Annotated in this window: 15 protein-coding genes; 6 read left to right on the top strand and 9 right to left on the bottom strand. The window is 50.3% G+C overall.

Features of this window, described 5'->3' with window-relative positions; translation table 11 throughout:
• Nucleotides 1–7: 7 nt before the first annotated feature.
• Nucleotides 8–1,741 carry an ABC transporter ATP-binding protein gene (locus tag B880_RS0115680; RefSeq protein WP_017348390.1) on the bottom strand — a complete coding sequence of 578 codons (1,734 nt, stop codon included), beginning with the start codon at nt 1,739–1,741 and terminating at the stop codon, nt 8–10.
• A 247-nt stretch (nt 1,742–1,988) separates the two neighbouring features.
• Between B880_RS0115680 and yncE the strand changes: the two genes are divergently transcribed.
• From yncE to B880_RS0115665, 3 genes are all read left to right on the top strand, one after another.
• Complete coding sequence (gene yncE / locus B880_RS0115675) at nt 1,989–3,047, top strand: 7-bladed beta-propeller protein YncE (protein ID WP_026042697.1); 1,059 nt, start codon at nt 1,989–1,991, stop codon at nt 3,045–3,047.
• A gap of 13 nt (nt 3,048–3,060) precedes the next feature.
• Entirely contained in the window at nt 3,061–5,061 is a 2,001-nt protein-coding gene (locus B880_RS0115670; RefSeq protein WP_017348388.1) for a TonB-dependent receptor domain-containing protein, read from the top strand.
• Nucleotides 5,062–5,166: 105 nt separating this feature from the next.
• On the top strand, nt 5,167–6,090 hold the full coding sequence (locus B880_RS0115665) for a Gfo/Idh/MocA family protein (RefSeq protein ID WP_017348387.1): 924 nt from the start codon (nt 5,167–5,169) through the stop codon (nt 6,088–6,090).
• A gap of 118 nt (nt 6,091–6,208) precedes the next feature.
• On the opposite strand, the gene B880_RS0115660 is transcribed toward B880_RS0115665, so the two are convergent.
• The 6 genes from B880_RS0115660 to B880_RS0115635 form a co-directional block, all read right to left on the bottom strand.
• Entirely contained in the window at nt 6,209–7,036 is an 828-nt protein-coding gene (locus B880_RS0115660; protein ID WP_017348386.1) for a radical SAM/SPASM domain-containing protein, read from the bottom strand.
• Between the two features lie 376 nt (nt 7,037–7,412).
• A complete protein-coding gene (locus tag B880_RS0115655) occupies nt 7,413–8,528 on the bottom strand; it encodes a metallophosphoesterase (RefSeq protein WP_017348385.1) in 1,116 nt (371 codons plus the stop codon).
• 258 nt (nt 8,529–8,786) lie between these two features.
• Nucleotides 8,787–10,217, bottom strand: a complete 1,431-nt coding sequence (locus B880_RS0115650; RefSeq protein WP_017348384.1) for a sugar porter family MFS transporter — start codon at nt 10,215–10,217, stop codon at nt 8,787–8,789.
• Between the two features lie 14 nt (nt 10,218–10,231).
• Entirely contained in the window at nt 10,232–11,146 is a 915-nt protein-coding gene (gene iolE, locus B880_RS0115645; RefSeq protein ID WP_017348383.1) for a myo-inosose-2 dehydratase, read from the bottom strand.
• A gap of 108 nt (nt 11,147–11,254) precedes the next feature.
• Nucleotides 11,255–12,079 (bottom strand): sugar phosphate isomerase/epimerase family protein, encoded by an 825-nt coding sequence (locus B880_RS0115640; protein WP_026042696.1) that lies wholly within the window; start codon nt 12,077–12,079, stop codon nt 11,255–11,257.
• Between the two features lie 82 nt (nt 12,080–12,161).
• On the bottom strand, nt 12,162–14,591 hold the full coding sequence (locus tag B880_RS0115635) for a membrane-bound PQQ-dependent dehydrogenase, glucose/quinate/shikimate family (RefSeq protein WP_017348381.1): 2,430 nt from the start codon (nt 14,589–14,591) through the stop codon (nt 12,162–12,164).
• 1,184 nt (nt 14,592–15,775) lie between these two features.
• On the opposite strand from B880_RS0115635, the gene B880_RS0115630 reads away from it, so the two are divergent.
• Entirely contained in the window at nt 15,776–21,658 is a 5,883-nt protein-coding gene (locus B880_RS0115630; RefSeq protein WP_017348380.1) for a DUF3320 domain-containing protein, read from the top strand.
• A 98-nt stretch (nt 21,659–21,756) separates the two neighbouring features.
• Here the strand turns inward: B880_RS0115630 and B880_RS0115625 are convergent, their stop codons facing one another.
• Nucleotides 21,757–22,488: a GntR family transcriptional regulator gene (locus B880_RS0115625; RefSeq protein ID WP_017348379.1), complete on the bottom strand. Its 732-nt coding sequence runs from the start codon at nt 22,486–22,488 to the stop codon at nt 21,757–21,759.
• Between the two features lie 103 nt (nt 22,489–22,591).
• Here B880_RS0115625 and purB point away from each other — a divergent pair, with 103 nt between their 5' ends.
• Nucleotides 22,592–23,947, top strand: a complete 1,356-nt coding sequence (purB, locus tag B880_RS0115620; protein ID WP_026042695.1) for an adenylosuccinate lyase — start codon at nt 22,592–22,594, stop codon at nt 23,945–23,947.
• A 58-nt stretch (nt 23,948–24,005) separates the two neighbouring features.
• Nucleotides 24,006–25,298 carry a C4-dicarboxylate transporter DctA gene (dctA, locus tag B880_RS0115615; protein ID WP_017348377.1) on the top strand — a complete coding sequence of 431 codons (1,293 nt, stop codon included), beginning with the start codon at nt 24,006–24,008 and terminating at the stop codon, nt 25,296–25,298.
• Nucleotides 25,299–25,458: 160 nt separating this feature from the next.
• Here dctA and B880_RS0115610 read toward each other — a convergent pair whose 3' ends face one another.
• Complete coding sequence (locus B880_RS0115610) at nt 25,459–25,941, bottom strand: glutathione peroxidase (protein ID WP_017348376.1); 483 nt, start codon at nt 25,939–25,941, stop codon at nt 25,459–25,461.
• Between the last annotated feature and the right edge of the window lie 7 nt (nt 25,942–25,948).

Genomic DNA, 25,948 nt, shown 5'->3' with positions numbered 1-25,948 from the left:
GAACCCGTCAAAGAGCGGCGATGGATTTTCCAGCCAGATGGGCCTGATAAAGTGCGGCGTATACGCCTTGCTTCGCCATCAGGACATCATGACTGCCCTCCTCAATGATCTTCCGATCTCCGACGACCACAATGCGATCCGCATGCTGTATGGTCGACAGGCGGTGAGCAATAATCAGTGAGGTGCGGCCTTGTGAAAGCTCATTCAGCGACTGTTGAATGGACTGCTCTGTCGCGGTATCTAAAGCCGAGGTTGCTTCATCCAGAATCAAAATCGGCGGATTGCGCAGGAAAACACGGGCAATCGACAGACGCTGCTTTTGGCCGCCAGAGAGTTTTACGCCGCGCTCACCCACAATGGTATCTAATCCGTCAGGCAAGCTATTGATCAGCGTGTCGAGGTGGGCGCGTTGCGCAGCTTGCAGGATTTCACTTTCACTGGCGTCCAGCTTGCCATAGGCAATGTTCTCGCGAATAGTGCCGCCGAACAAAAACACATCCTGCTGCACGATACCGATCTGATTCCTCAGTGCGCGTTGTTGGTAATCGCGTACATCTACGCCATCAATACAAATTGCGCCGTCCTGAACGTCATAAAAACGCGGGATCAGCGCACAAAGCGTGGTTTTTCCCGCCCCGCTTTGCCCGACGAATGCGACCGTTTCCCCGGCTTTTACTGTCAGTGAAATGTCTTTGAGTACCTGATGGGCGTCGCTATAGCCGAAAGAAACACGCTCAAAAACAATCTCCCCCTTCAGGGTTGTCACGTCTTGGGCATCAGGACGGTCAACAATATCAGGCAGCGTATCGATCAGGTTGGTGAAGCGACGAAAACCCGCGATGCCTTTTGGATAACTCTCCAGAACCGCAGAGATTTTTTCGACCGGCCGGAAGAATACCTCGGTCAGCAAAAGAAAGCCGACGAACCCGCCATAGCTCAGTTCACCTCGCAGCACATAGGCCGTTCCGGCCACCATGATCACCAGCTGGGTTAAGCGCGTTGAAAGGTAGCTCAGTGTCATGCTGGTGGTCATGATGCGGTACGCACGCAGTTTGGTTTTTTTGTACAGCGCGTTATCCTGGTTAAACAGCCTGGATTCCTGCTGTTCATTGGCAAACGCCTTCACCACCCGAATACCGCCAATACTTTCTTCAATGCGGGTGTTGAAGTTACCCACCTGGTTAAAAAGATTTTGCCAGGTCTGCGTCATCTGCCCGCCATAACGACTGACCAGCCAGACCATGCCCGGTACGAGAACCAGCGTAATCAGTGCCAGGTTAAGATGTACATTGGCCATCAGAATAAACGCGCCGATAAACGTCATTATGGCCAGGAACAGATCTTCCGGACCGTGATGGGCTATCTCGCCGACTTCTTCAAGGTCTTTGGTGACATGGGTAATGATATGACCGGTTTTAGTATTGTCGTAATAGCGCAGCGACAGGGTTTGCAGATGTTCAAACGCTTCGCGGCGCATATCTGTTTCTATACCGACGCCTAATGCATGCCCCCAGTAGTTCACAATAGCCATCAGGCCAGTGTTAATCAGGTAGATGGCCAATAACGCAATGGAGGCAACGACAATCAATTCCCAGTTTTGGGCTGGCAGTAATTTATCGATAAACATGCGGACTGCCATGGGGAAAGAGAGTTCCAGAAGCCCGGCGAAGATTGCGCAACCAAAATCGAGAAAAAACAGCCGTTTGTAGGGAAGGTAATAATTAAAAAAACGGCGCAACATAGCGTCCTCCTTGTGATTTTAAAATCGATAACTTCATTAATAAGTGGCGCTACAAAATCTTCGGATATAACCCCTTTATCCTTCCCTTCAATGCCTGATGGGCGATTCATCTGGCTACGGTGTCCTGTTTAACCACAAAGATACTGTCGCCAGGTTAAGTTCACAATGCGTCAAAGTTCCTTATTGATAACGCTACTGATAGTGATTATCATTCACGAACCTGTAATTAACTGTAAAGAAATATCTCGTGCTTATCAAAAAAATTACAAAGCGTGCCCTACTCTCTCTTGCGGTTTCGCAACTGATCATCTCTACCTCTGGGATGGCGAAGACTCTCAATGAAAGGGATTTTAAGGTGCAGCCATTAGGACATGGTGTCTATGAAATGGCCTTGGTTAAGGATCGTAATGCACTCTTCGTCGCTTCATCGCCCTCGTTTGACAAGGATAAAACGTCGGGCATGGTATTTCAGCTGAATGCTGATTCGCTCCAGATTGATAAGAAAATCCCCACAGAGCGTCGCACGTTTTCCGTGGCTTTGGATGAAGCGAATCACCTGCTGTATCTCGGCAACGCGCTGGATGGTTCCGTGACCTTACTGGATAGCCAAACCGGAAAAGAATTGCGCACGATTCAGTTAAGCGATGATGCCGTCCCAGAGAAAAAAGCGCATGTGCGTGAAGTGGTTCTCGATAAAAAACACCATCGTCTGTACGTATCGGGTATTGGCGGTAAAGACAAAGGACTGCTGTGGGTGGTAGATACCCAGAAGCAGCAGCTTATCAAAACGCTCGATAAGATGGAGCCTGTGGGCTTCGCGGTCGATGAAGCGGGCAACAGAGTGTATGCCGTGACCGGGAAAGGGGAAATCCTGACATTAGATGGTCAGTCTTCTGATCTCATCTCACAGGTAAAAGTCGACCCGGCAGAAACCAAACATTATTTTCTGAATATCGCCCTCAATACTCACGCCGGGATTGGCTACATCGCGGATACCAACACCCGCGATGTGCTGGTCGTCCAGCTGGATTCCGGTAAACTCATTCATCGTATCTCTACACCCAACTCTATTGCGGTGCTCTACAACGCTGCCCGCAATGAAATCTATGTGACCCACCGCAATGCACGTCAGATCAGCATTATTGATGCCGACAGCTATCGCGTAAAACACACCCTCGATACCTCTGCTATGCCTAATAGCCTGGTACTTTCACCCGATGCCCGCACCCTTTACGTCAGCGTGAAGCAGGACGAAAAGAGCAATCAGGATGACTACGTCCTCAAAATTGATTTAACCCAACTCTAAAAGGGATTTTGCCTTGAAAAATCAAACACGCCTGGCCGTGGCGGTCACGCTCGCCCTGAGTCAGCTGCCCGCAGTTCTCTATGCAGATGACAGCACACAGAATAATGAGAAAGATCTTGTCGTGACCGCCTCTGGTTTCAGCCAGGAACGGCGAGATGCGCCTGCAAGTATCTCGGTGGTCGGGGAGAAGGAGTTAAACACCCGATCTAATCAGAATATTACGGAAGCGCTACGCGAGATACCGGGTGTACTGGTCGGCAATGGGCATGGCAGCCTGGCCACCGGCGATATTCAGATGCGCGGTATGGATTCAACCTATACCTCATACATGGTGAATGGCATCAAACAGGCGACCCGTGAATCTCGGCCCTACGGACACCACATAGGAACCGAAGCCGCCTTTATGCCCCCGTTGGCGGCTATTGAGCGCATTGAGGTTATACGTGGGCCGATGTCTTCTCTCTATGGTTCTGATTCGATTGGTGGCGTTGTTAACGTTATTACGAAAAAAGCCTACAACCTCGATAAATGGACCGGTGTGCTGGAGGATAACTATTTCCTGCAGGAAAAAAGTGAGTATGGCAACACCAATCAGACCAACGCGTTTCTGATGGGGCCGATTATTCCGGGTAAGCTGGGCGTCAGTGTGGGTGCCGACTATCTGGATCGTCGCGATGATGACAGCCCATCCGATGAGCGTTTTGTGAAGCATCAGTCTGGCAATCTCGATGCCACGGTTTCAATGTCGCCAACCGACACCCAACTGTGGGATTTGAGTGCTTCGCGCGGGCATCAGGAAAAGACGCACAGAGCGGCAAGTCCCTGGTACTGGGGCTTTGATCGCGATGCCGTCTCGCTCTCGCAACACGCCTGGTATGCCAACGACATGATCGAGGCGAAAAACTTCATCAGCTATGAAAAGGCACGCACCGAATATCGCGTTCCTGAGATGTCACCCCAGTTCATCGAACAACGTAACTTTGAAGCGAACAGCGCCAATACGTTCTCGCTGGGTGACCATAAGTTAACGCTGGGGGCCAACTTTACCCATAACGCGCTGAATGACACTTTTGATGTGGAAGATAAGGTGGCACCAGGCGTAACGCCGGTCAGCAAAATATCGCGTAATGGCTGGGCATTATTTGCCGAAGACGCCTGGATGATGGTGCCGGACTTTACGCTGACAACGTCTGCCCGTCTTGATCATGACAGCTATTTTGGTTACCACGTCACGCCTAAACTCTACGGTAACTGGACGCTCAATGAGCACTGGTCGCTCAAAGGCGGCGTTTCTGCCGGATATAAGAAGCCAGATTTGCGCGAAAATAATGCAGGCTTTACCAGCGTGTACGGCGCTTATCCCTACTCTTTCATCGGGATCGGTAATGATGAGCTCAAACCGGAAAAGAGTATCAATACCGAACTGGGACTTTACTGGCAGCAGGATGCGCTGGCCCTGGATGCCACTGTCTTCCATACCAAATTTAAAGATAAGATCAGTGACTACACGATCTGTACTCAGACGGCCACGCAGCAATGCGTTTACAATGGCTATGTTGCGGAAAGCGTCGCGCAATATTTCAACGTCAGTGATGCGGAAATCTATGGCTTAGAGCTGAACGGTGACTGGCAGGCCACTGCTAACCTGAAGATTAACGCCAACTATACCTATACGCACAGCGAGCAGAAAAGCGGTGAGTATAAGGGATATGCATTGAGTGACTTCCCGACCAGCATGGCGAATGTTTCCCTGAGCTGGATGGCGATGAGCGATCTGGAACTGTGGACCCAGGCAAGCTGGCGCAGCAACTCTCCCGACATTGGAAAATCCAGCGCTACCGATGCCTATGCCCTGGTTGATTTGGGCGCTCGCTACCGTCTGAACAGGAGCATGACATTAATGGCGGGGATTTATAACCTGTTTGATGCCAATCCTGTTTATAAGACCACATACAACCAGTCGGCAATGCTGGAAGGACGACGCTATAACGTAGGTGCACGAATCGAGTTCTGATGGAAGCCGGGTCGATAATAAGGCCCGGCAAACAGGTTCGCGACTACAGCCGCTGAATGTAAAGTTGCTATCCTGTCATTGAGCAGAATCCAGAGAGATATCAAGATGAGTAAACTACGCGTAGGTATTGTAGGTTTGGGTGCGATTGCGCAAAAAGCCTGGCTGCCCGTTATCACCTGTACCGGCAGCTGGCAGGTCGCTGGGGCATTTTCGCCTAATTTAAAAAAGGCGCAGCCAGTTTGCGATAGCTACCGCATACCGCTTTTTTCATCGCTAGATGCGCTCGCAGAGGCCAGTGATGCCGTTTTTGTGCATAGCAGCACAGCAAGCCATTTTACGATAGTTGATAAGCTTCTGCGGGCGGGTAAGGATGTCTGCGTTGATAAGCCACTGGCGGCTACGTTAAGTGAGGCGGAACAGCTGGTAGAGCTGGCTGCTAAGTCAGGCCGTAAACTGATGGTGGCTTTTAATCGCCGTTTTGCGCCCCGTTATCTCCAGCTACAGGCTGCGCTGCAACAGCCGGCTTCAATACGCATGGACAAACATCGAAGCAACAGTATTGGACCCGAAGATGCAATATTCACGCTGCTAGACGACTATCTGCATGTGCTGGACAGTGCGCTATGGCTGAGCGGCGGAGCAGGCACATTGAAAAGTGGTACCCTTCAAGTCAATGACCAGGGATGCCTGGTGTATGCCGAACATCATTTCACGGTAGATAACATACAAGTGACAACCAGCATGCACCGCAACGCTGGCAGTCAGGCTGAACGTATTTCTGTAGTGGATAACGGTGCGCTGTATCAAATCAGTGAGATGCGTGACTGGCAGTGTGAACAGGAAGGAAAGCTGATTACAGACCTTGTTCCGGGCTGGCAGAGTACGCTAGAGCAGCGTGGTTTTGTGGGTTGTGCGTTACATTTCATTCGCTGTGCTGAAAATCAGACAGCGCCTCTGATAAGCGGTGATCAGGCGCTTATTGCGCAACGGGTGGTCGAAAAATTATGGATCGATGCGCATAAAGGGTAAATCGTCTTTAACTGCGGACATCAATTAACATGCAGTGAGAGGGTCACGGATATAAAAAGTGACCCTCGCATAAAAATACGAACGGATTTTTTCTGAGCAACAACCAGTACATCATGATTTAACTTATGCAAGATTTACACATCTCAAGCTCAAACTTGCCTTTCATCACATCCTTTCTCATTTTTCTGAACTCCTTGCTTCTCCAGATTTCGATGATGCTTTTTTCTTTGACGTTGCCGAAAGAGGTCGTTTCATGGAAATCGTTGGTGCAAAGGACATTACCTAAATGCGTGACGGAGATTTCATCTGAAATATAAAAGCATCTTTTTAACTTTCTTGATTTTTTAGGTTCGACGCTTCCGCTTCTGTTGAAGAGCGTTAAGTTATCAAGGGTTCTCACCTTAAGCGTTCCATGCTTAGCATATTTTTCTTCAACCAAACGCTGAACGTTTCTTGGCATTTTTGGTGTGTGTTGTGTAACGAGGAACCCCGTAACCCCAGCAGCCATACACTCATCATAGGTTTTCTTGCTTAGCCGAATGCCATTGGTGTGTATGATTATCTGGCATTTGGGGAGTTTTTCTCTTGCATAGGCCATCAACCTCGGCAGTCTCTCATCCAGCAAGGGCTCGCCAAAAAAATGCGGCGATACGCGACCTGAATAATTAATGGTCGCGAGATCGTCAATCACCTTCCTGAACATCAGTTCATCCATGTACTTTGTCCCTCTTCCCCCCTCAAAAGAGGTGGGACAATAGCTACACTCTAAATTGCAATGCGAGTTTATTTCAAAATCAATGGCGGTAAATATATCCCGGTTAAAGAAGCCATAGGTGACGATTTTGTTCAGCAGGTTATACCACCCCCTCAGCGTAGGCTTTATCGTTTCAGGGGTGTTTTGCGCAAGTATCCGATACAAAGGGTTTAAAATTAACGGTAATTTCATCTGCCCTCCCAATGCGGTTTAGGATTTTTCCTATTACACCCTTCCGCGAGATGAAAAACAACCGGTATTAGAATTTAAAATTTATTAAGCCGGCATTACTCTTTACGCCCTATTATCTCTTTTACTATCCCTGCGGGATTGATAAAATTGCAACGCAGCCCTGGGCTAGCGTCCTCTCCCGACGACCATATCGGTGATGACACCAGGTTCGTTTTGGTCCTGTTTGGCAGGACCACCCCTTTCAGATAAAACCGCCTTTGGGCGGTTTTGTCGTTTCAGCCCCGCATAAGACTTTGAGTGTTTTTTGCATGGTAAGGTATCACGGTTTGTGTGCCGCCAGCGGATATTCGATGGGCCTCCAAAAGAGGCCTGTATTTTACTCTTTGCGTTGCAATGTTATGCGCGTGAGTTCTGAAGGACGTCCCAGTCTTATTGCCATGCCTGGCCAGAGTGCGGTGCCGTTATTTACATACAGCTGCATGCCATCAACCTGATAAAGCCCTGAGACAAAACCCGCATTGGGTTTAACAAACAGCCTGTCAAATCCCAGAATCAGTCCGCCGTGGGTATGGCCGGAGAGCTGCAAATCCACTTTTTTCGTCGCGTTGTTACGGGCATTTTTAGGTTGATGATCGAGCAGGATAACCGGGGCATTCGCGGGGCTTCCTTGCAGCGCTTTCTCAAGGTCAGGGCCGGTAGCCGCTCTGCGGGACGCTGAGGTGTCGGGCAAACCTGCAATCACTAATTCGGCCTCGCCGCGTTTGATCGTCGTATGGCTGTTGAGCAAGGGCTGCAGCCCTAATGTTGCGAGATGCTCAGTCCATCGTTGCTGTTCGAAAAAGTATTCGTGATTCCCGGTGATAGCAAATACGCCGTCTGGCGCATGCAAACCGCGTAAGGGGGCTACGTCGTTAATGCGATTTTCCACCGTTCCGTCAATCACATCGCCGGTCACTAAAATAAGATCGGCGTCCAGCGCCATCGCCTTTTTCACCATGGCGGTGGTCCACCTGGCGTTGAAGAGTTTGGTGATGTGCAGGTCGGTCAACTGCAGCAGCTGGTAACCCTCAAATTCGCGCGGAAGATCCTCTATTTTGATGGTCACCTCTTTAACCGGCGGCACGCGGATGGCCTGATGAACCCCCACCGCCGAGATGACCATTGCAACAAGTGCGATCACATAACGTCCCCATGGGGCAATCGTCAACGGATGCCTTACCAGCAGCGAAAGTACCGTCACCGCATCGGCGAGTAATTGCATAAACGCGAGCAGCAAAACCGCGCCAATTGCCCAGTTGAACAGGATGGTCACGGCACGCGGCATCTCAGGAGAGAAGATTCCGCCCGGCGTAAACCGGCTTATTAACAGGTACTGGGAAGCCAGCAACACCAGCAAAGACAAGATAATTTTTAAGCCGAGTGGGATGGCTAATGGAAAAAGGAAGCGTGCGATAACATACCAACTCGGTATGCTGAAAATGAGATGAAACATGACTCTCTGCCCTGTTGATCAACATAACGTATCACGCATGGTACAGGATTTAACCCGATGATCCCCAATACATCATCCTGATATAAGGTGCTCCGGCCGTGTAATACGGCCAGAATACCCCTTCAGGTTACCTACGGGTTTTGCATCTCAGGCCCACTGTTCTTTGCATTCAGCATCCCGATTTTGGCCGCAATAAATATCATCTGCCAACGGCGAGCCTGGCAGATGACAGGCGTAATACTGGTAATCTCCGTGGGATCAGACTTTCTCCGTCTGCACCGACAGCGTATTTTTCAGCATCTTCGCTTCCGCGACCTTTTCGATATCTTCCAGTGCGACGCCGCGGGTTTCCGGCACATAGCGCGACAAGAACCAGTAACAGAACGCGTTGAACACCACAAAGATCCACATGGAGAATGCGCCATGGAACTGCTCCTGCAACCAGGCATTGTCGTTAACGATTGGGAACACCAGCGTGATCAGGAAGTTGGTGACCCACATCAGGCCCACGGCCAGCCCCATGCTGGATTCGCGGATTCTGTCCGGGAAAATCTCCGAGATCATCACCCAGGCACCTGCGCCCCACCCCATGCCAAAGAACAACGTAAAGATCAGGATGCCGCTAATGGCGATATAACCGACATCATTGGTATACAGACCCCAGGAAGCGATCAGCAGCCCGGTGATCGCCCCCACAGTGCCAATCTTCATGATCGGCAGGCGGCCATAATGGTCAAACAGGTGCATGCCGATAAACGCGCCAATACCATTGAGCAGGGCCACAAAAATGGTCTCGAAGAAGATAATGTCTTTATTACTGGTGGTGCCTTCCAGCATCATCGGCGTGTAGTAGTTAATGACGTTGATGCCGGTGAACTGTTGCAGAACGGCAATGGCCACCCCAACCACCAGGATATAGCGCAGCACCGGATTTTCCGGCATCACGCCCTTACGTGCCGTAGTGGATTTTTTGCCAGCAGACGATGGCAGTTGGAACAGCAGACGCGCCTCTTCCTGATTAAACTCCGGATAGATACGCGAGAGCACTTTGATTGCTTGCTCGCTGCGGTTATGCCGGACGCACCAGTGCGGTGACTCAGGCACCAGAATGATCAAGACCAGCATCGCCATCGAAGGCACCAGCTGTACCGCCATCATGATGCGCCAGCCGGTTTCAACCATCCATGCCTGCGGCATGCCACGCGCAATCAGGTAGTTGACGGTAAATACCGCCAGCACCCCGGCCACAATCGAGAGGTCGTAAGTACCGGTGGCTTTCCCGCGCATTTTGGCCGGCGAGATTTCAGAGATATACATCGGCGTCACCGTCGCCGCCAGTCCCACCGCGATACCGCAGATCAGCCTTGCGCCGGTAAACAGCGTAAACGAATGGGCTACGGCAGAGAGATAAGACGTGATGACGAACAGGATGGCGCTGGCCAGCATCACCGGTTTACGACCGGTTTTATCCGCCATTTTTCCGGCGGTCAGCGCGCCGATGACGCCGCCAAAGATGATGCTGGACACAGCCCAGCCGGTTTCCATCGAGTTCAGCCCGAAGCTTTTCTTAATCGACTCCAGCGTAGCGGCAATCACCCCTTCGGAGTAACCAAACATAAATCCGCCCGCGGAAGCCGCCAGGCAGAGCATATAGACGTACCGGGCATTAAACTTGTGTTGATAAGACATGATATTGCTCTCCGTTACGCTCGGCCAGGCAGGACAGTGCTGAGCCAGTCACGAGCTCTGGCCACGGTGATGTCCGGACGTTCGAGTGAAGGATCCTGCTCAGCCTCCACCACAAGCCAGCCCGCGTAACCCGAGTCGTGGATAAACTCGACCAGCGGCAGGAAGTCGATCGCACCGTCACCGGGGATGGTAAACAGGCCGGCCCGAACCGCCTCGTTGAAAGAGAGATCGTTGCTGCGTACGGCGTCCAGTATTGGCGTGCGTACATCTTTCAGATGGATGTGCTTAATCCGTGGGCCAAACTCGGTGATCAGATCGACATAACTGAAACCACCGGTCAGCGCATGTCCGGTATCCAGCAGCAGGCCAACTTCATCACCGGTTACCGCCATCAGTTGGCGGACTTCATCCTGCGTTTCCACCACCATCATCAGGTGGTGATGGTAGGCCATGGCCAGACCGTAGCGCTGCGCCAGCTTACTGGCGAATTCGGTCAGGCGTGCGCCATAGGCAGCCATCTGTTCTGGGTTCAAGCGGCGGCGGCGGGACATGGGAACATCCAGCGCATTCTCTGCCATTGCGGCACACTCGCCATACACCATCACCTGCGCTCCGGCTTTTTGCAGCAGTGTGGCAAATTCATGCACCGCACTCAGCTCTTCATCCACGCTGCGCTCAGCCAGAAAGCCGCTGTGCCAGCCAGATGCCAGGGAGAGGTGATAACCCGATAACAGCGCATTCAGTTCGTCTGGATTACGGGGAAATAAGCGGCTCATCTCGACGCCCTCATAACCCGCTGCCTGGGCACCCGTCAGGCAGATATCCGCGGTGGCATCTTTCCCAAACTCTTCAATCACTTCATTGGCCCAGGAGAGCGGACTGATGGCCACTTTCACTGATAAGCGCGGAGCTTTGATCGTATTATTCATATTATTTTCTCAGTCACTCATTGATGCAGGGAGGTAATACAGGCGATAACCATCCGAAGTGATTAATGAATAATGATTGTTATCACCCAAAGTCTGATGTTGTTTAAATTAAAAAACGTATTGCTTAACAGAGGCTAGCAGTTCCCTGGTTAACAACGCGGGATCTCGTTCCCATAAGCGCGGGCTGATTAATTCAATCGACCAGGCTCCGTTATATCCGGTGGATTTAACCGCTTCTGACCAGGCGCGCAGATCAATTTCCCCTTCGCCGGGTATGCAGTCGCGTAATACCGTTTCATCCCAGGCTTCTTCAGGGCTGTGCGGCACGCGACCGTCGCCGAAGTGCACACCAAAAATCATCGCTTTATCCATCTTTGCGACCTCCTCTGGCGTGGCACCAGAGGCGTAGAAGTGCCAGAAATCCACCACTACACCGACATTCTTCTTACCAATGCGGCGGATCACTTCCCGCGCCTGGCTCAGCGTACGGAATTTGGTGAAAGCAGGCAGCTCAATCATATAGCGAATACCGTGCGGTTCACCGATGGCGGCAATAGCGGCAATGTTTTCGCTCATGATGTCCATGATCTTTTCATCCGAAAAGTGGTCAATCCCGTTACGCGGCAATACCATGACGGTATTCGTGCCCAGCTCAACGGCTTCACGGGTGATCTTTTCCGCTTCAGCCAGCAGTTGCTGTTTTTCACTTCCCTGATGCCGTTCAATTCTGTCCAGCGCGCTGAGAAAAGAAACAGAGAGCCCGGCATCCGCAATAATGTGTTTTATTTCCTGTGTCGTGCCGCCATTTTCTAAATAACGCACCAGTTTAGGATAAAAGATTTCCAACGCATCGAAACCCGCCTCTTTAGCGAGACGGACATCGGTTATTAAATTGCCGTGACTGGTCGAAATACCGTGTAAAGAGGTCAGCATAATAATCACCATAGTATGCAGATAATAATCGTGTGTTTTCGCCAGGCGCTCTGCACAGGCAGAGCGCCGTTTAACAGACTATTTAAGGTAAGGTGTAGGCGATAACGTAATCGCCGCGATTTTTGTTGGTGCCGGTTCGCGTCGCGCCGCCATCCACCACCACGATGTACTGCTTACCATCCTTGCCGATATAGCTCATTGGCGTACCCTGGCCGCCGACCGGCAGACGGGTGCGCCAGACTTCTTTGCCGGTATCGTTATCGAACGCGCGCAGGTAATAGTCCAGCGTGCCGTGGAAGAAGCTCAAGCCCCCCGCCGTGACCAGCGGACCACCGAGGTTCGGCATGCCCAGTGGGATGTACAGGTTGGGCACAATGCCCTCTTTCGGTAAGAAGTTATTGTGGATTGGCGCATCCTGGATCCCACCAAGCGGCACCTGCCATTTCACTTTATTATTCGCCAGGTCGATGGCGGTCAGTGAACCGAACGGCGGTTTAAAGCATGGCGTACCCAGTGGTGACAGGAACATACCGCGTTCCACGCCCCACGGCGTGCCCTTCTGCTCGGAGTATTCGCCTTCGGTGGACGGTTTCAGACCGCCTTTTGCCGCTTCCTCACGAGACAGGAAACGCCCCACCATCGCCATGCGAATGTCATTCACATAGAGCGTACCGGTGGCCGGGTTGATCGCCATGCTGCCCCAGTTCTGGCCGCCGTAGTAGCCAGGCCAAATCAGCGTGTCCTGCTTATCCGAAAGCGGTGTCCACTCACCTTCATAGCGCAGTTTCTTAAACTGGATGCGACAGTAGAGCTGATCAAAGATCGTGGCTCCCCACATGTCAGACTCTTTCAGCTTGTCAACGCCCACGGAGAGCGCGGAATACGGCTGAGTTTCAGAGACCTGCATGCCTGGCATCACATCGGTCGGCACTTTACGCTGCTCTACCGGGTAGACCGGCTTGCCGGTACGGCGATCCAGTACAAAGATCTGGCTGCGTTTCGTGCCCTGGATGATCACCGGAATGGTTGTGCCATCCTTTTGCGGCATGTCGTACAGAATCGGCTGTGTAGAAACGTCGTAGTCGAACTGGTCAATGTTGGCGGTACGGAAGTGCCAACGCTCTTTGCCGGTTTTCAGATCAACGGCCACGATAGCATCGGTATACTCGTTCGAGTACGGATGGCGATCGCCGGTCCAGAAGTCCGGTGTCTGGTTGCCTGTCGGGAAATAGGCCAGACCCAGTTTAGGATCGTAAGCGGCCGTGCCCCAGAAGTTAGGCGTTTCACGCGGGTAAGTCTCACCCGCGGGCAGCGGACTGCTGTCGCTGGCACCGCGTTTCGCGTCCCAGGCCCAGAGGATTTTACCGCTGACCACATCATATCCACGGACCACGCCGCCAGGTTCGCCCACGGTAAGGTTATCGTTCAAACGTCCACCCACCATGATCACGCCATCGGCCACCAGTGGCGCAGAGGTCACGTTATAGCTACCCTGCTGCCCGCCTTTGGCGTCAGAGGGCATGTTCACTGTCAGATCGACGTAACCCCCGTGACCAAAACCTTCACACAGCTTTCCAGTTTCGGCATCCAGCGCCACGATGCGGGCATCAATGGTGGTTTCAATGATGCGTTTGCGACAAGTGGCCGCTGTAGTGACAGCCGTAGCAGCAACCTCGCCAGAGGTGGGATTTTGAGCCGACAGCTGATCAAGATCGGCATAGCCCACCCCACGGCAGCGTTTCCAGCCTTTGTCGCTTTCAAATACGGTTGGGTGGGGATCGAAACGCCACTTCTCTTTGCCGGTGGTGGCGTCAACCGCAATCACTTTATTCAGCGGAGTACAGAGATAAACCGTATCAGCCACTTTTAACGGCGTAACCTGATATTCGGCACCATCAACCGCCATGTCGCCGGTACGATAGGTCCAGGCAACTTTCAGGTCCTTAACATTGCTTTTGTTGATCTGGTCAAACTGGACATATTTTTCGCCGAGGGTATTACGCCCCCAGGCTGACCAGTCGTTGCCTCCCTCGTGATCGGCCTGAGGATTAATCACCGGCGCGGCTTCCCCGGAGGCGGTAACTTCCGCATGGGGAACAAAAATGCCGCTGATCAGCGCGACCAGGGCAATCAAGAAGGCACCCGCCGTGGCGAAAGCCGACTTCTTAGGGACCGGCAGACCATTTTTACGGCTCAGCCACGGCACACACACCGACGCCAGTATGGCGAAACCGAGGAACACCGTGACGCGCGGCAAAAATTGCCAAAAGTCATCGCCAATTTCCCACCACGCCCACACTACGCTGTAGAGCGCCAGTACCAGCGCCACCGGCCAGGCAAAGAAACGCCTGCGCAGCAGCCCGTAGCCGGTGATGCACAACAAAATCCCTGCGAATAAGTAGAACCAGGCTCCCCCTAATACCGCGAGATACACACCGCCCGCTGCCAGTGCTGCCCCCGCAATAGTCACCAGTGCGCCAAGCGCACCCAGTAGCCAAACAGATTTTCTCATTTTATCTTCTTCCACTGACGTGCCATTGTTATCTATGAGGTATCGATAGATGCCGCATTTTGACTCTTATTGACACATTACGAAATGCATCAGAGACAAAATAGATCATTATTGATAACAGACACAACGAAAGATGATCAAAACTGAGATGCAAATCGAATTTTTGTTTCAGAAATGACTTGCAATGAACCGTACGATCTAAAGCAGTGCATGAATCGGGCTGCGGATAGCGTTAGCTCAGGCAAATTGAGACAAAAAGACTCATCTGTCCGTGTTTGGCTAGATAGCGTTGAAGGGGAAATTGAGACAGTGGCTTCATTTTATCTGAGTGATGATTGCTTTTACCTAGACGCTTACTCACCGCCTACCACCGGATAGATCGCTGCAAAAGGTATGGCATGTCTTTAGCCGCGCAGTCTAAGAGACAGATGCACTAGAAGCTGTAAGAGCTTTGCATCACCATCTAAATTGGAACAATTAACGCAAATGATAAAAAAATCACGTACAAAAACTATGCTTATTAGTTTGACTGATAAGATTGAGTATACCGACCTCAGTGGTGATAGGTTAACCTCAAGGCTTATATGCCGAGCTCTGATCTAATGAATGCCGGGTGTAGGCACTAATCCTTTTACATCGGGTATTTGCCTATACACTCAGGGATACTGTTCTGTTGACTGCCCCTGCTTCATTCAAATAACGACGTCATAAAGATATTGAACATTGGATTTTTTTGAAAGACTCAGCATTGGCATAGGGGGTAATACAGACTTTTCACGGGATTTTATCGGGAATTGAAGCTGTTTTTTAAATTTTTTTATCGTAATGGATCATAAATAATCCTTTTATTAAAAATAAGTGATTAAAAATCAAATAGTTGATTGGTTTTATTGCAAAGAGGGATTTTGGAGCCTACAACAGTAACATCCCTATAGATTAGTATCCCTTTATACTTTATGGTATCGGAAATTAGGATGATTCTGAGAGTTAGATTTCCAGCGCCGTTTTATGAGTTGATATTTAACATTTGCTATTTTTGCGCTTTTCCGTCAACCATTAAGTGCCTTTAGCTTTGTGTTCCTGCGTTGTAACAACTCATCTATCTAGCCCCGGTCAGTTTCATATCCCCTTTCTTTATACCAATTTAAATTTTTGAGTGTACGTCCTTAAGGAGATCGGTCTATATGGGCATCAAGGCGCAGGTGAGCATTGCAAGTAAGTTGGGGTTCACTTCTCACCAGAATGCGGTTCCATTATTACGCGAACTCGTCCTACATAATGAATCTGAAGAAGCATACGAAAATCTGACGTTGCATTTGCATACGGCTCCTGCGGTTTTGGAAAGTAAACAGTGGAATATTGACCGCTTGCTCCCAGGCTCCTGTCTAGACATCCGGGACCGCGATATCAAGCTGGATGGTGAATGGCTGGCTGAACTGACGGAGAGTGTAATCTGTGAAGTGACCTTGACTCTACGTGAAGGTGAAAATGAAGTCTTTTCTCTAAATTATCCTCTTGAAGCATTGGCTAAAAACGAATGGGGCGGCAATGCCATGCTAGAACTGCTACCTTCATTCATAATGCCAAATGACCCAGCAGTTGATCGAGTCCTCAAGGCAACTTCAGATGTGCTACGCGGTGCCGGTAAAAATGACGCTCTTGATGGATATAAAAGCAATTCAAGGACGCGTGTTTGGGAAGTTGCATCAGCGCTCTGGACAGCGATTTGTAATCTCAGCATTAGCTATGCCTTACCTCCTGCGAGTTTTGAACGTAACGGCCAGAAAATTCGTACTCCTGGTGCCATTCTTGAAGGCAAGGTCGCTACCTGCCTCGATACGACCCTGTTATTTACATCGGCTCTTGAGCAGATGGGACTCAATGCGTTGGTTTTTCTAAGTGAAGGCCATGCTTTCGCCGGTTTGTGGCTTCAACCTCAGGAATTTGCACAACTAGTCACTGAGGATGTTTCATCCGTGCGTAAGCGCATTGATTTGAAAGAAATAGTTGTGTTTGAAGCTACGCTTGTCACAAGATCCCAGCCTCCTTCATTTAGTCAGGCATATGAGGAAGCGCTGAAGCATCTGACGGAGGAACTTTTTCATGCTGCGATTGATACTCACCGGGCGCGAATGCAAAAAATCCGTCCGCTTGCGTTGGGAATCACCAGGCTTGAAGACAGTGGAGATAGCGTTAATGAGGTTCATCATGGATTTGAAGCTGCTCCTCTGCTTCCCTCCTTTGACCTCGATATAGAGACGGAAAGTGTTCATGTCGCCTCTGGTCGTCTAGTGCAGTGGCAACGTAAGTTACTCGACCTTACCACTCGAAATCGTTTACTCCATCTGCCAGACAGTGCCAAAGGGATCCGGCTGGTCTGCTCTGACCCCGGACATCTGGAAGATAAACTGGCAGAGGGTAAACGAATCCGCATCGTTTCACAGCCTAATCTGGAGTCAGGCGGGCGAGATGCTGAACTATATAAGCAGCAGACTAACGAAAATCTAACGGAAGAGTATGCCAGGCTGGCACTGGACCGTGGAGAAGTTGTTTCTCCTTTAGAAAAGGACAAACTAGAAGCAGAATTAATCGATTTATATCGCAAGTCCAAAAGCGATTTGGAAGAGGGTGGAGCCAACACTCTTTTCCTTGCCGTAGGATTTTTGAAATGGAAAAAATCGGCTGAAGATCCGAAAAGTTATTCTGCACCGTTGATTTTGCTACCAATACAGCTTGACCGTAAAAGCGCACTTTCCGGTATAACCATGCGTTTGCTTGAAGAAGAACCTCGCTTTAACCTGACGCTACTCCAGCTCCTGCATAATGATTTTGCACTGACGATTAACGGCCTGGATGGAGAATTACCCACTGATGATAGCGGCATCGACGTGGACGGTATCTGGAACACGGTTAGACGTGCGGTAAGAGATATTCCTGGATTCGAAGTCACTCGGGATGTCGTGATTGGCACCTTCTCTTTTGCGAAATATCTAATGTGGAAAGATCTCATTGATAGAGCACCACAGCTGATGCAGAGTCCGTTGGTTAAGTATCTCATCGAACGTGGCCAAGAAAATGTGATTTTAGAAAATAGTGGCGAGATCATTGAGGTCGAGAAACTTGATGATCTGGTCAACACTGCAGATCTCTTCCTACCCTTGCCTGCCGATTCGTCACAGATTGCTGCGGTCGTTGCTTCGGCAAAAGGACGTAACTTTGTGCTGGATGGGCCACCCGGAACAGGTAAATCTCAGACAATTGCTAACATGATCGCACACAACCTAGCCCTGGGCAGGCGGGTACTCTTCGTTGCGGAGAAAAAAGCCGCGTTGGATGTTGTTTACCGGCGGCTGGAAGCCCAAGGTTTAGGCGAATTTTGTTTGGAACTCCACTCCAGTAAAACCTCAAAAATAGATTTCCTCAAACAGCTAGAGCGTGCATGGGATGTCCGCGATACCCTCTCCTCGGAAGAATGGGCAGAAGAAGCGGAAAAGGTGCAGCGTTTGCGTGACAAGCTTAATGAGGTTGTTCGATTACTCCATCTGCGCTGGCCCAGTGGCATGACTCTTCATCAGGCGATGGGGCGGGTTATAAAAGATGCAAATGCTGCAACACCAGAGTTTACCTGGCCTGCAAATACTCTCCACAACAGCGAACAAATGGCATCATTCCGTGATATCGCGCGTCGTCTGGAAATTAACCGTAATGCTTTTAGGCAATATGGGGCAGACTTTGAATGGATTAACCAGTCTGACTGGACGAATGGCTGGCAAGCCTCTCTGGTAGCCATCGCAAATAAAGTCCCTACCATTATCAGTAAGTTGGAAAAAGTGACTGAGGAGTTACTCGATGCAACCGGCATTACCCTGGATTCCACTGAACCGGGAAAACTTCTACAGCTAACGATACTTTGTGAACTTCTATCCCGCGCTGCTGGTATAGACCTTAGCTTCATGTTTGCTCCGGATGCTTTTGGTCGCACAGAATCGGCTAAATTAGCTATCAACCTGTTAAGGGATATTGAAACTACAAAATTAGGCTTATCGGTATCTTATTTGGCCAACAGCTGGGCAAATGTTCAGACACAGCAGGTTAGAAATAATCTGGAAGCGGCCGATAAGAAGTTTTGGTTCTTAGCCACTATTGCCCGTAAAAAAGTCATAGAAGGAATGACGCAGCAGTATTCACTCAGTGGAATACCGAATTTGGATACAGATTTGGCAATCATTGACAGATTGCAGTCTTTGCAGCAACGACTAGCAGAGCTTGCACCAGTACTGACGTATTTACCGGCCTGGAAGGGTTTAGATACGGACTCTGCCCATCTGGAGCAGGTGCTGGGATTATCCGATGCGATTCGCAGTTCTTTGGCGGGACTGGCCTCATCACCACAGCAACTTGTTGAGATACGTAATGCAGTTAAAAACCTGGTTATTGATGCTAACGAGCTAATTGCTTCAGATGGGAAAATTGGATTGTTAACGCAGAAACTGCAGCTCAGTTTAACTGAGTTTAATGACGTTAAGTCACAATTCTGCCAACTGATTAATGCACCAGAGCAGAGAATGACCATAGTCGTCTTACGCAGTAGTGCTGCAGATATTGTGAAGAATCAATCAGCGCTCAAGGCTTGGAGTGACTGGTGTCGCGTAAGAGAAGAGGCAATATCCAAAGGATTATTGCCATTGGTCCATTCATTGGTCCATATAGATGCTGATGAATTACGTGCAGTCGATCTCTTTGAAACAGCTTACTGCCGCTGGTTTGCCTCATGGATGATTGACTCCGAGCCGCTACTGCATAATTTCGTTCCTGCTGAGCACATGAGTGATATTGAGTCCTACCAAATACAAACCGATCGGCTAGCCAAACTAACGGTCCGTTATATTCGCGCCAGATTATGTGGAGTTATACCCGCAAAAAATGAAATCAGTAAGCAAGGTGGTTTTGCCCTGCTTAAACATGAACTGCAAAAGTCGCGTCGCCACAAACCCGTACGCCAGATGGCTACAGATATGGGCGAGGCTATGACTAAACTAGCACCTTGTATGCTAATGAGCCCACTCTCTGTTGCCCAGTTCTTGCCTTCCGAGCAGGCTTTATTTGATCTCGTTATCTTTGATGAAGCCTCTCAAATCTCCCCCTGGGATGCCATAGGTGCTATGGCGCGTGGCAAACAGGTTGTGATTGCTGGTGATCCAAGGCAGATGCCGCCTACCAGCTTCTTTAACCGTGCAGCAAACGAAGTTGATGATGACACGGAAGAAGACATGGAAAGTATTCTCGATGAATGTCTTGCCGCTGGGTTATACAATCACAGCCTGAGCTGGCATTATCGAAGCCGTCACGAAAGCCTTATCACATTCTCAAATCACCGCTACTACGACAGTAATTTGATTACTTTCCCTGCGTCAGAAACGAAGCAGAGTGCTGTGCAATGGTGCAAAGTTGCTGGAACGTACTCAAAAGGTAAAGGCCGTCATAACCAAGCTGAAGCGGAGGCGATTGTTGCAGAGACGATCAAGCGCCTCACGGATAAAACTTTCATCGCATCGGGAAAATCTATTGGCATTATTACGCTGAATACGGAGCAGCAGAAACTAATCATCGACATGCTGGACCGGGCACGCCAACTACAACCAGAAATTGAACCATTCTTCCAGTTACATCTGGAAGAACCGGTTGTCGTAAAAAATTTGGAAACGGTGCAGGGAGATGAGCGAGACCTTATCATGCTGAGTATTGGGTATGGTCCGACAGAGCCCGGCGCCAATACTATGTCGATGAACTTCGGCCCCCTGAATCGTGATGGAGGATGGCGTCGACTCAATGTTGCCGTCACAAGGGCTCGTCAAGAAATGATGGTATTCAGTTCCTTTGACCCATCATTTATTGATCTTAACCGTACCAGTGCAAGAGCAGTAGCCGATCTCAAACACTTTATTGAGTTTGCTCAACGCGGGCCCATGGCGTTGTCACAGGCTGTACGTGGTTCCGTTGGAAGTTATGACTCTCCTTTTGAAGAAGCTGTCGCTAATGGTCTAAGAAGAAAAGGCTGGCATGTGGTGCCACAGATTGGCGTATCGCGCTTCCGTATCGATCTTGGGATTGTTCATCCAGATAAGCCGGGTGATTATCTTGTTGGTGTTGAGTGTGACGGTGTCACCTATCACAGTGCAGCGACAGCACGTGACCGTGACAAAGTGCGTAGTGCAATCTTGCAGGGGCTGGGCTGGAAGCTTCTTCGTCTCTGGTCAACAGAATGGTGGATTGATAAAGAGAGTGCGCTTGACAGGCTTGATGTGGCTATCAAAAGTTTGCTTGAAAAATCCCGTGTTTTACAAGCTGAAATATCAAAAGCAGATGATAAAGAACACGCGATTAATGTAATTGCCACTATAGATGTAGATAGCGACAATCTAGAAACAACGACTACAGTACAGTTAGTGGCCAATGATGAGGACATCGTTACATCTGTAGAGGATGTTGTCGGAGTGAAGCATATTCATTCAGAGGAGGAAGAGACATCACCCCAATTGAAATATGCAAATGCACTTCCTCCTGAAACCAGTACCGTTGCGCAATCAGGCAAATACGTTATCAATGAACTGCATTCATGGCGCGATAAAGTAGATGCGGAAAAATTTTATAGTCCAGAGTACGACAACACGTTGAAAACGATGATCTCAGAGCTCGTAAACGATGAGTCCCCTCTTCTCGACACCACGCTTGTACAAAGGGTTGCTCGTGTTCATGGATTTAACCGTGCCGGAAGACTCATCCGTGAACGTGTTATGGAAATTGTTGATCTGCACTACCATTTAGCAACCGACCATTCCGGAGAAGATTTTGTCTGGCTTTCAGAGACGCAACGTACTGAGTGGAATATTTTCCGCTTGCCGGAATCTGATAGAGATATTCGTCAGATTGATTCGATTGCTATGGAAGAGTTACGTGCATTGGCATTATCTACGCCAAGTGCGAATCAGGTGAATGAAATGGCGAGGTTACTTGGCATTAAACGCCTTACGAATCAGGCAAGGCAGCGACTTGAGGCAGTTAAGTAAATAGCGCTAGTGCATCCATACATTGGTGTAGATTCACCAATGTATGGCGTAACGCACCTAAAACGATCAGGCAGTCTGGCTACTGTCGAGCCACTGCCTCAAATATTCTCTCGTGCAATTTGCATCACTAGCGTGAAACGTTCACGTGGATGGATGGTGACTGACCTTGCCATCATCTGATTGTCTTGATCTCGATAGATACGAGTGATCTGCAAAGCCGGTTCACCGGCTGGCGAGTTCAGCACTTGCGCCAACGTTTCGGTCAGTAATACCGCTTCAACACGTTGTTCCACGGTGGAAATGGTCTGACCAAATTCCATTTCGATAATGGCGGCAATCAACACCCCTTTACGCTCTTTCGCCAGTGGGATAACCGCAGCGTACTCTTCAGGCGCATAGACATCCGTCCAGCAAATCGGCTGACCTGGGTGTTCACTGTCGGTTCTGATGCTGGATACACGGAAATATTTTCTGCCGGGTTCCAGTCCCAGTGCTTTAGCAACTGACAATTCGGCGATGAAATGCTCAACCGTTTTGATCTCTCTGGTCTGCGTTTGAGCCAGATGTGCCAGGTCAGAAAGCGAGGCCAGCGCCTGAGAATAGCCCTGCTGTGCCGTGGAGGACGTTACCCGTGTGCCGACCCTTTTTTTACGCGACACCAGACCTTGCTCTTGCAAGCGGGCAATGGCTGCCCGGACGGTATGTCTGCTCACTTGATACATTTCGGACAGCTCAAACTCCGTTGGCAGCAGCGATCCGACCGGATACTGTCCATTATTGATCGCATCTGAAAGTGCTCTGGCAACGACTAAATATCTAACCGGGATCATATTTCTCACATTCCGTTATCGATTCAAATTGACAGCATACCTGTACCCCTCGTATATGTACGGACATAATTTAATTGTACGTACATATTCACCAGGAGTAGTTATGTCTAGTACCGTATACGATTCCCAGCTCTTCAGGAACATGTTCGCCACAGAAAAAATGCGCGCGGTATTTTCTGATAAGGCCTTGATCGAACGTTATATTGAAACCGAAGTGGCACTGGCAAAAGCCGAGGCCAGCTGTGGGGTGATCCCTGCGACAGCTGCCGCCGAAATTGCCGATAAAGCCCGCTATGAAGCCCTCGATCTGGCAGAGATGCAGCATCAAACTGAAATTGTGGGCTATCCGATCCTGCCTCTGGTTGAACAGCTTTCAACCCTCTGCGGTCAGGCTGGACGATATGTGCACTGGGGAGCCACCACGCAAGACATTATGGACACGGCGGTGGTGTTGCAAATCCGTGCGGCACTGAATATTGTCGAGGCCGATATTCATCAGATCAGAGAAGTACTTACCCGACTGGCTAAAGAACACCGCGATACGCCGATGGCAGGCAGAACGCACTTGCAACACGCGTTGCCCATTACCTTTGGCTACAAGTGTGCTGTCTGGCTGAGTATGTTTGATCGTCATGCAGAACGCTTAAGCCAGTTACGCCCACGGGTTGAAGTCGGCCAGTTTGCCGGTGCCGCCGGAACGCTGGCTTCACTGGGTAACGACGGGTTCAGCGTGCAGACTGCTATGATGAAAGAGCTTGGTCTTGGCGTTCCTCAAGCGACCTGGCATGTGGCCCGTGATGGTTTCGCTGAAGTGCTGAATTTCCTCGGGCTGGTCACCGGATCCCTTGGGAAAGTGGCACTGGACATCATGATGATGATGACCAGTGAACTGGGCGAAGCATATGAGCCTTTTGTCAAAGGGCGCGGAGCCAGCAGCACCATGCCACAGAAACGTAATCCTATTTCCTGTGAGATTATTTATGCCGCAGCGAAAGGCGTACGCCAGCATGCCGGGCTAATGCTGGATGCGATGGTTCAGGACTTCGAACGTTCCACGGGGCCGTGGCAGGCCGAATGGGTGGCAATACCAGAAGCGTTCATGCTAAGCAGTGCCGCGCTCGAACAGGCGGTTTATATGTTGGGCGGATTAGAAGTGAAGCCAGACAACATGCGTAAGAACCTCAATATGACGCGCGGTCTGATTGTTGCTGAAGCGGTGATGATGGGACTGGCTCCTCAACTGGGTCGTCAGACGGCTCATGATGTGGTCTATGACGCGTGTCGCGTTGCCAATACCGAAAATATCTCTCTGCTGGATGCACTGCTTGCCAATGAAACAGTCACGTCCAAACTGACGCTGGCGGAATTACAGGCACTGACTGAACCGGCTAATTACACCGGTCTGGCCCCTTTAATGGTTGACCGCACGTTGCTTGCCTCTGCAAAAGTAAAAAATTAATAACGACAAGGGCAGACAAACTGCCCTGTACCCTACCTGCCAATAAGAGAACAATGCTATGTCTACACAAAAACCGTTCTGGAAAGGGCTGACGTTTCAGGTGCTTGCTGCGATGGCGCTCGGGATAGCGCTGGGTTTTGCCCAGCCTGAGCTGGCCGTAAAATTTAAAATCCTCGGCGACATCTTCCTTAAGCTAATTAAGACTGCCGTTGCCCCGCTAATTTTTTTCACTGTAGTGCATGGGATTGCCTCGGCGGGAGACATCAAAAAGGTCGGTAAAATCGGCATTCGCGCGCTGATCTATTTCGAAGTCATCTCCACGCTGGCGTTAGCGTTGGGCCTCGGCTGGGCTAACCTGGTGGATATTGGTGCAGGCATGGGCAGTAGCGTCAGCGCGGCAGCAACATCAGCGGTGAATGCTACGCTGGCAAAAGGTCACGCGCCGTCAGGGACCATGGAGTTTATTTACGCTATTTTTCCCGACAACTTCATTGGGGCATTTGCTGGCGGCCAACTGCTTCAGGTGCTGGTGATTTCGATTATCTTTGGTTTTGCGCTGCTGGCGTTGACCCAGGAAAAACGCACCGTAATAGAAAACGGGATGAGCCGTATCTCAGAGTGTTTCTTTGAGTTCATTAACCTGATCATGCGCCTCGCCCCTCTCGGTGCTTTTGGTTCAGTGGCTTATGCAGTCGGCAGCAATGGCACCTCTGTGCTGCTGTCATTGTTGAATCTGGTCCTGATGTTTTACGTCGCCGTGGCCGTGTTCATTTTTGTTGTACTGGGCGCGATTTGCCGTCTCTCTGGCTTTAGCCTGATGCGCTTCCTGAAATATATCAAAGATGAAGTGTTTATTGTGCTGGGCACAGCCTCGTCGGAAAGCGCACTGCCGCGCCTGTTGCAGAAGCTGGAACGGTTTGGCTGCTCACGTCAAAGTGTCGGGTTGATCCTGCCCACCGGCTATGCCTTTAACCTCGACGGCACCAGTCTTTATATGTCGATGTGTACGCTGTTTATTGCCAATGCTTACGGTATTGATTTGAGCTGGCAGCAGCAGCTTGGCATCCTCGCCATTATGTTGGTGACCTCTAAAGGTGCAGCCGCGGTGTCAGGCGGGACTTTCGTGGTATTTGCCGCCACCGTGGCAACGGTAGGACATCTGCCGGTGGAAGGCCTGGCGCTGATCTTCGGCGTATACCGCTTTATGTCGATGGCGGTAGCCACCTGCAATACCATTGGCAATAGTGTTGCAACCGTGGTGATTGCACGCTGGTGTGGCGAATTTAAGGAGGATGAGGCAAAAAAGGAGTACAGCCGAATGCTGGGCCGAAAGAGTGAGCTGTCGTTATAAGCATCGTCTTGACATCCTCCCCGCCTGATTCGCGTGGCGAAAAGGTGGAGAGGATGTTAAATCGCCAGGTTTACCGCTGGCTACGGGAAACCATCCTGGCAATATGCCGAAGCGAGCATGAGCGTTACACCGGGCCGCAGGCATAAAGGAAAGCTGCCCCCTAGCGGCCAAGTGCCGCCAGGATCGCAGTTTCCATCTTCTCCGGGGTAGTGAACGGCGCAAAACGCTTTAGCGGTTTGCCGTCACGGCCGATCAGGAACTTGGTGAAGTTCCACTTGATCCGCCCACCCAGCACACCGGGCAGTGCGGTTTTCAAATACCGAAACAGCGGGTGTGCTGCACTTCCATTGACCTCTGTTTTCCCGAACATCGGGAAGCTGACACCGTAGTTGATGTGGCAGGTTTTCGCGATGTCGTCAGCGCCGCCAGGCTCCTGCTTGCCGAACTGGTTGCAGGGGAAACCCAACACCACCAAACCCTTGTCGGCATACTTTTTGTAGAGCGTTTCAAGGCCTGCATATTGTGGCGTGAAACCACAATGACTGGCGGTGTTCACCACCAGAACCACCTTCCCCGCGTAGTCAGCCATTGAGACAGGCTCACCGGCAAGGCTAGTGGCAGTGAATTGATAAAAAGGGGTCATGTTGCAA

Source organism: Pantoea sp. A4, assembly GCF_000295955.2.
GTDB classification, from domain to species: Bacteria; Pseudomonadota; Gammaproteobacteria; order Enterobacterales; family Enterobacteriaceae; genus Pantoea; species Pantoea multigeneris.
Note: the sequence above shows the minus strand (reverse complement) of the source record. Positions and strands in the feature narration are given on the sequence as shown.

Bases quoted from the DNA above. Each gene is read 5' to 3' on its own strand.
- B880_RS0115680 (WP_017348390.1), bottom strand. From the start codon at position 1,741: ATGTTGCGCCGTTTTTTTAATTATTACCTTCCCTACAAACGGCTGTTT.
- B880_RS0115665 (WP_017348387.1), top strand. From the start codon at position 5,167: ATGAGTAAACTACGCGTAGGTATTGTAGGTTTGGGTGCGATTGCGCAA.
- B880_RS0115660 (WP_017348386.1), bottom strand. From the start codon at position 7,036: ATGAAATTACCGTTAATTTTAAACCCTTTGTATCGGATACTTGCGCAA.
- B880_RS0115655 (WP_017348385.1), bottom strand. From the start codon at position 8,528: ATGTTTCATCTCATTTTCAGCATACCGAGTTGGTATGTTATCGCACGC.
- B880_RS0115650 (WP_017348384.1), bottom strand. From the start codon at position 10,217: ATGTCTTATCAACACAAGTTTAATGCCCGGTACGTCTATATGCTCTGC.
- iolE (WP_017348383.1), bottom strand. From the start codon at position 11,146: ATGAATAATACGATCAAAGCTCCGCGCTTATCAGTGAAAGTGGCCATC.
- B880_RS0115640 (WP_026042696.1), bottom strand. From the start codon at position 12,079: ATGCTGACCTCTTTACACGGTATTTCGACCAGTCACGGCAATTTAATA.
- B880_RS0115635 (WP_017348381.1), bottom strand. From the start codon at position 14,591: ATGAGAAAATCTGTTTGGCTACTGGGTGCGCTTGGCGCACTGGTGACT.
- B880_RS0115630 (WP_017348380.1), top strand. From the start codon at position 15,776: ATGGGCATCAAGGCGCAGGTGAGCATTGCAAGTAAGTTGGGGTTCACT.
- B880_RS0115625 (WP_017348379.1), bottom strand. From the start codon at position 22,488: ATGATCCCGGTTAGATATTTAGTCGTTGCCAGAGCACTTTCAGATGCG.
- purB (WP_026042695.1), top strand. From the start codon at position 22,592: ATGTCTAGTACCGTATACGATTCCCAGCTCTTCAGGAACATGTTCGCC.
- dctA (WP_017348377.1), top strand. From the start codon at position 24,006: ATGTCTACACAAAAACCGTTCTGGAAAGGGCTGACGTTTCAGGTGCTT.
- B880_RS0115610 (WP_017348376.1), bottom strand. From the start codon at position 25,941: ATGACCCCTTTTTATCAATTCACTGCCACTAGCCTTGCCGGTGAGCCT.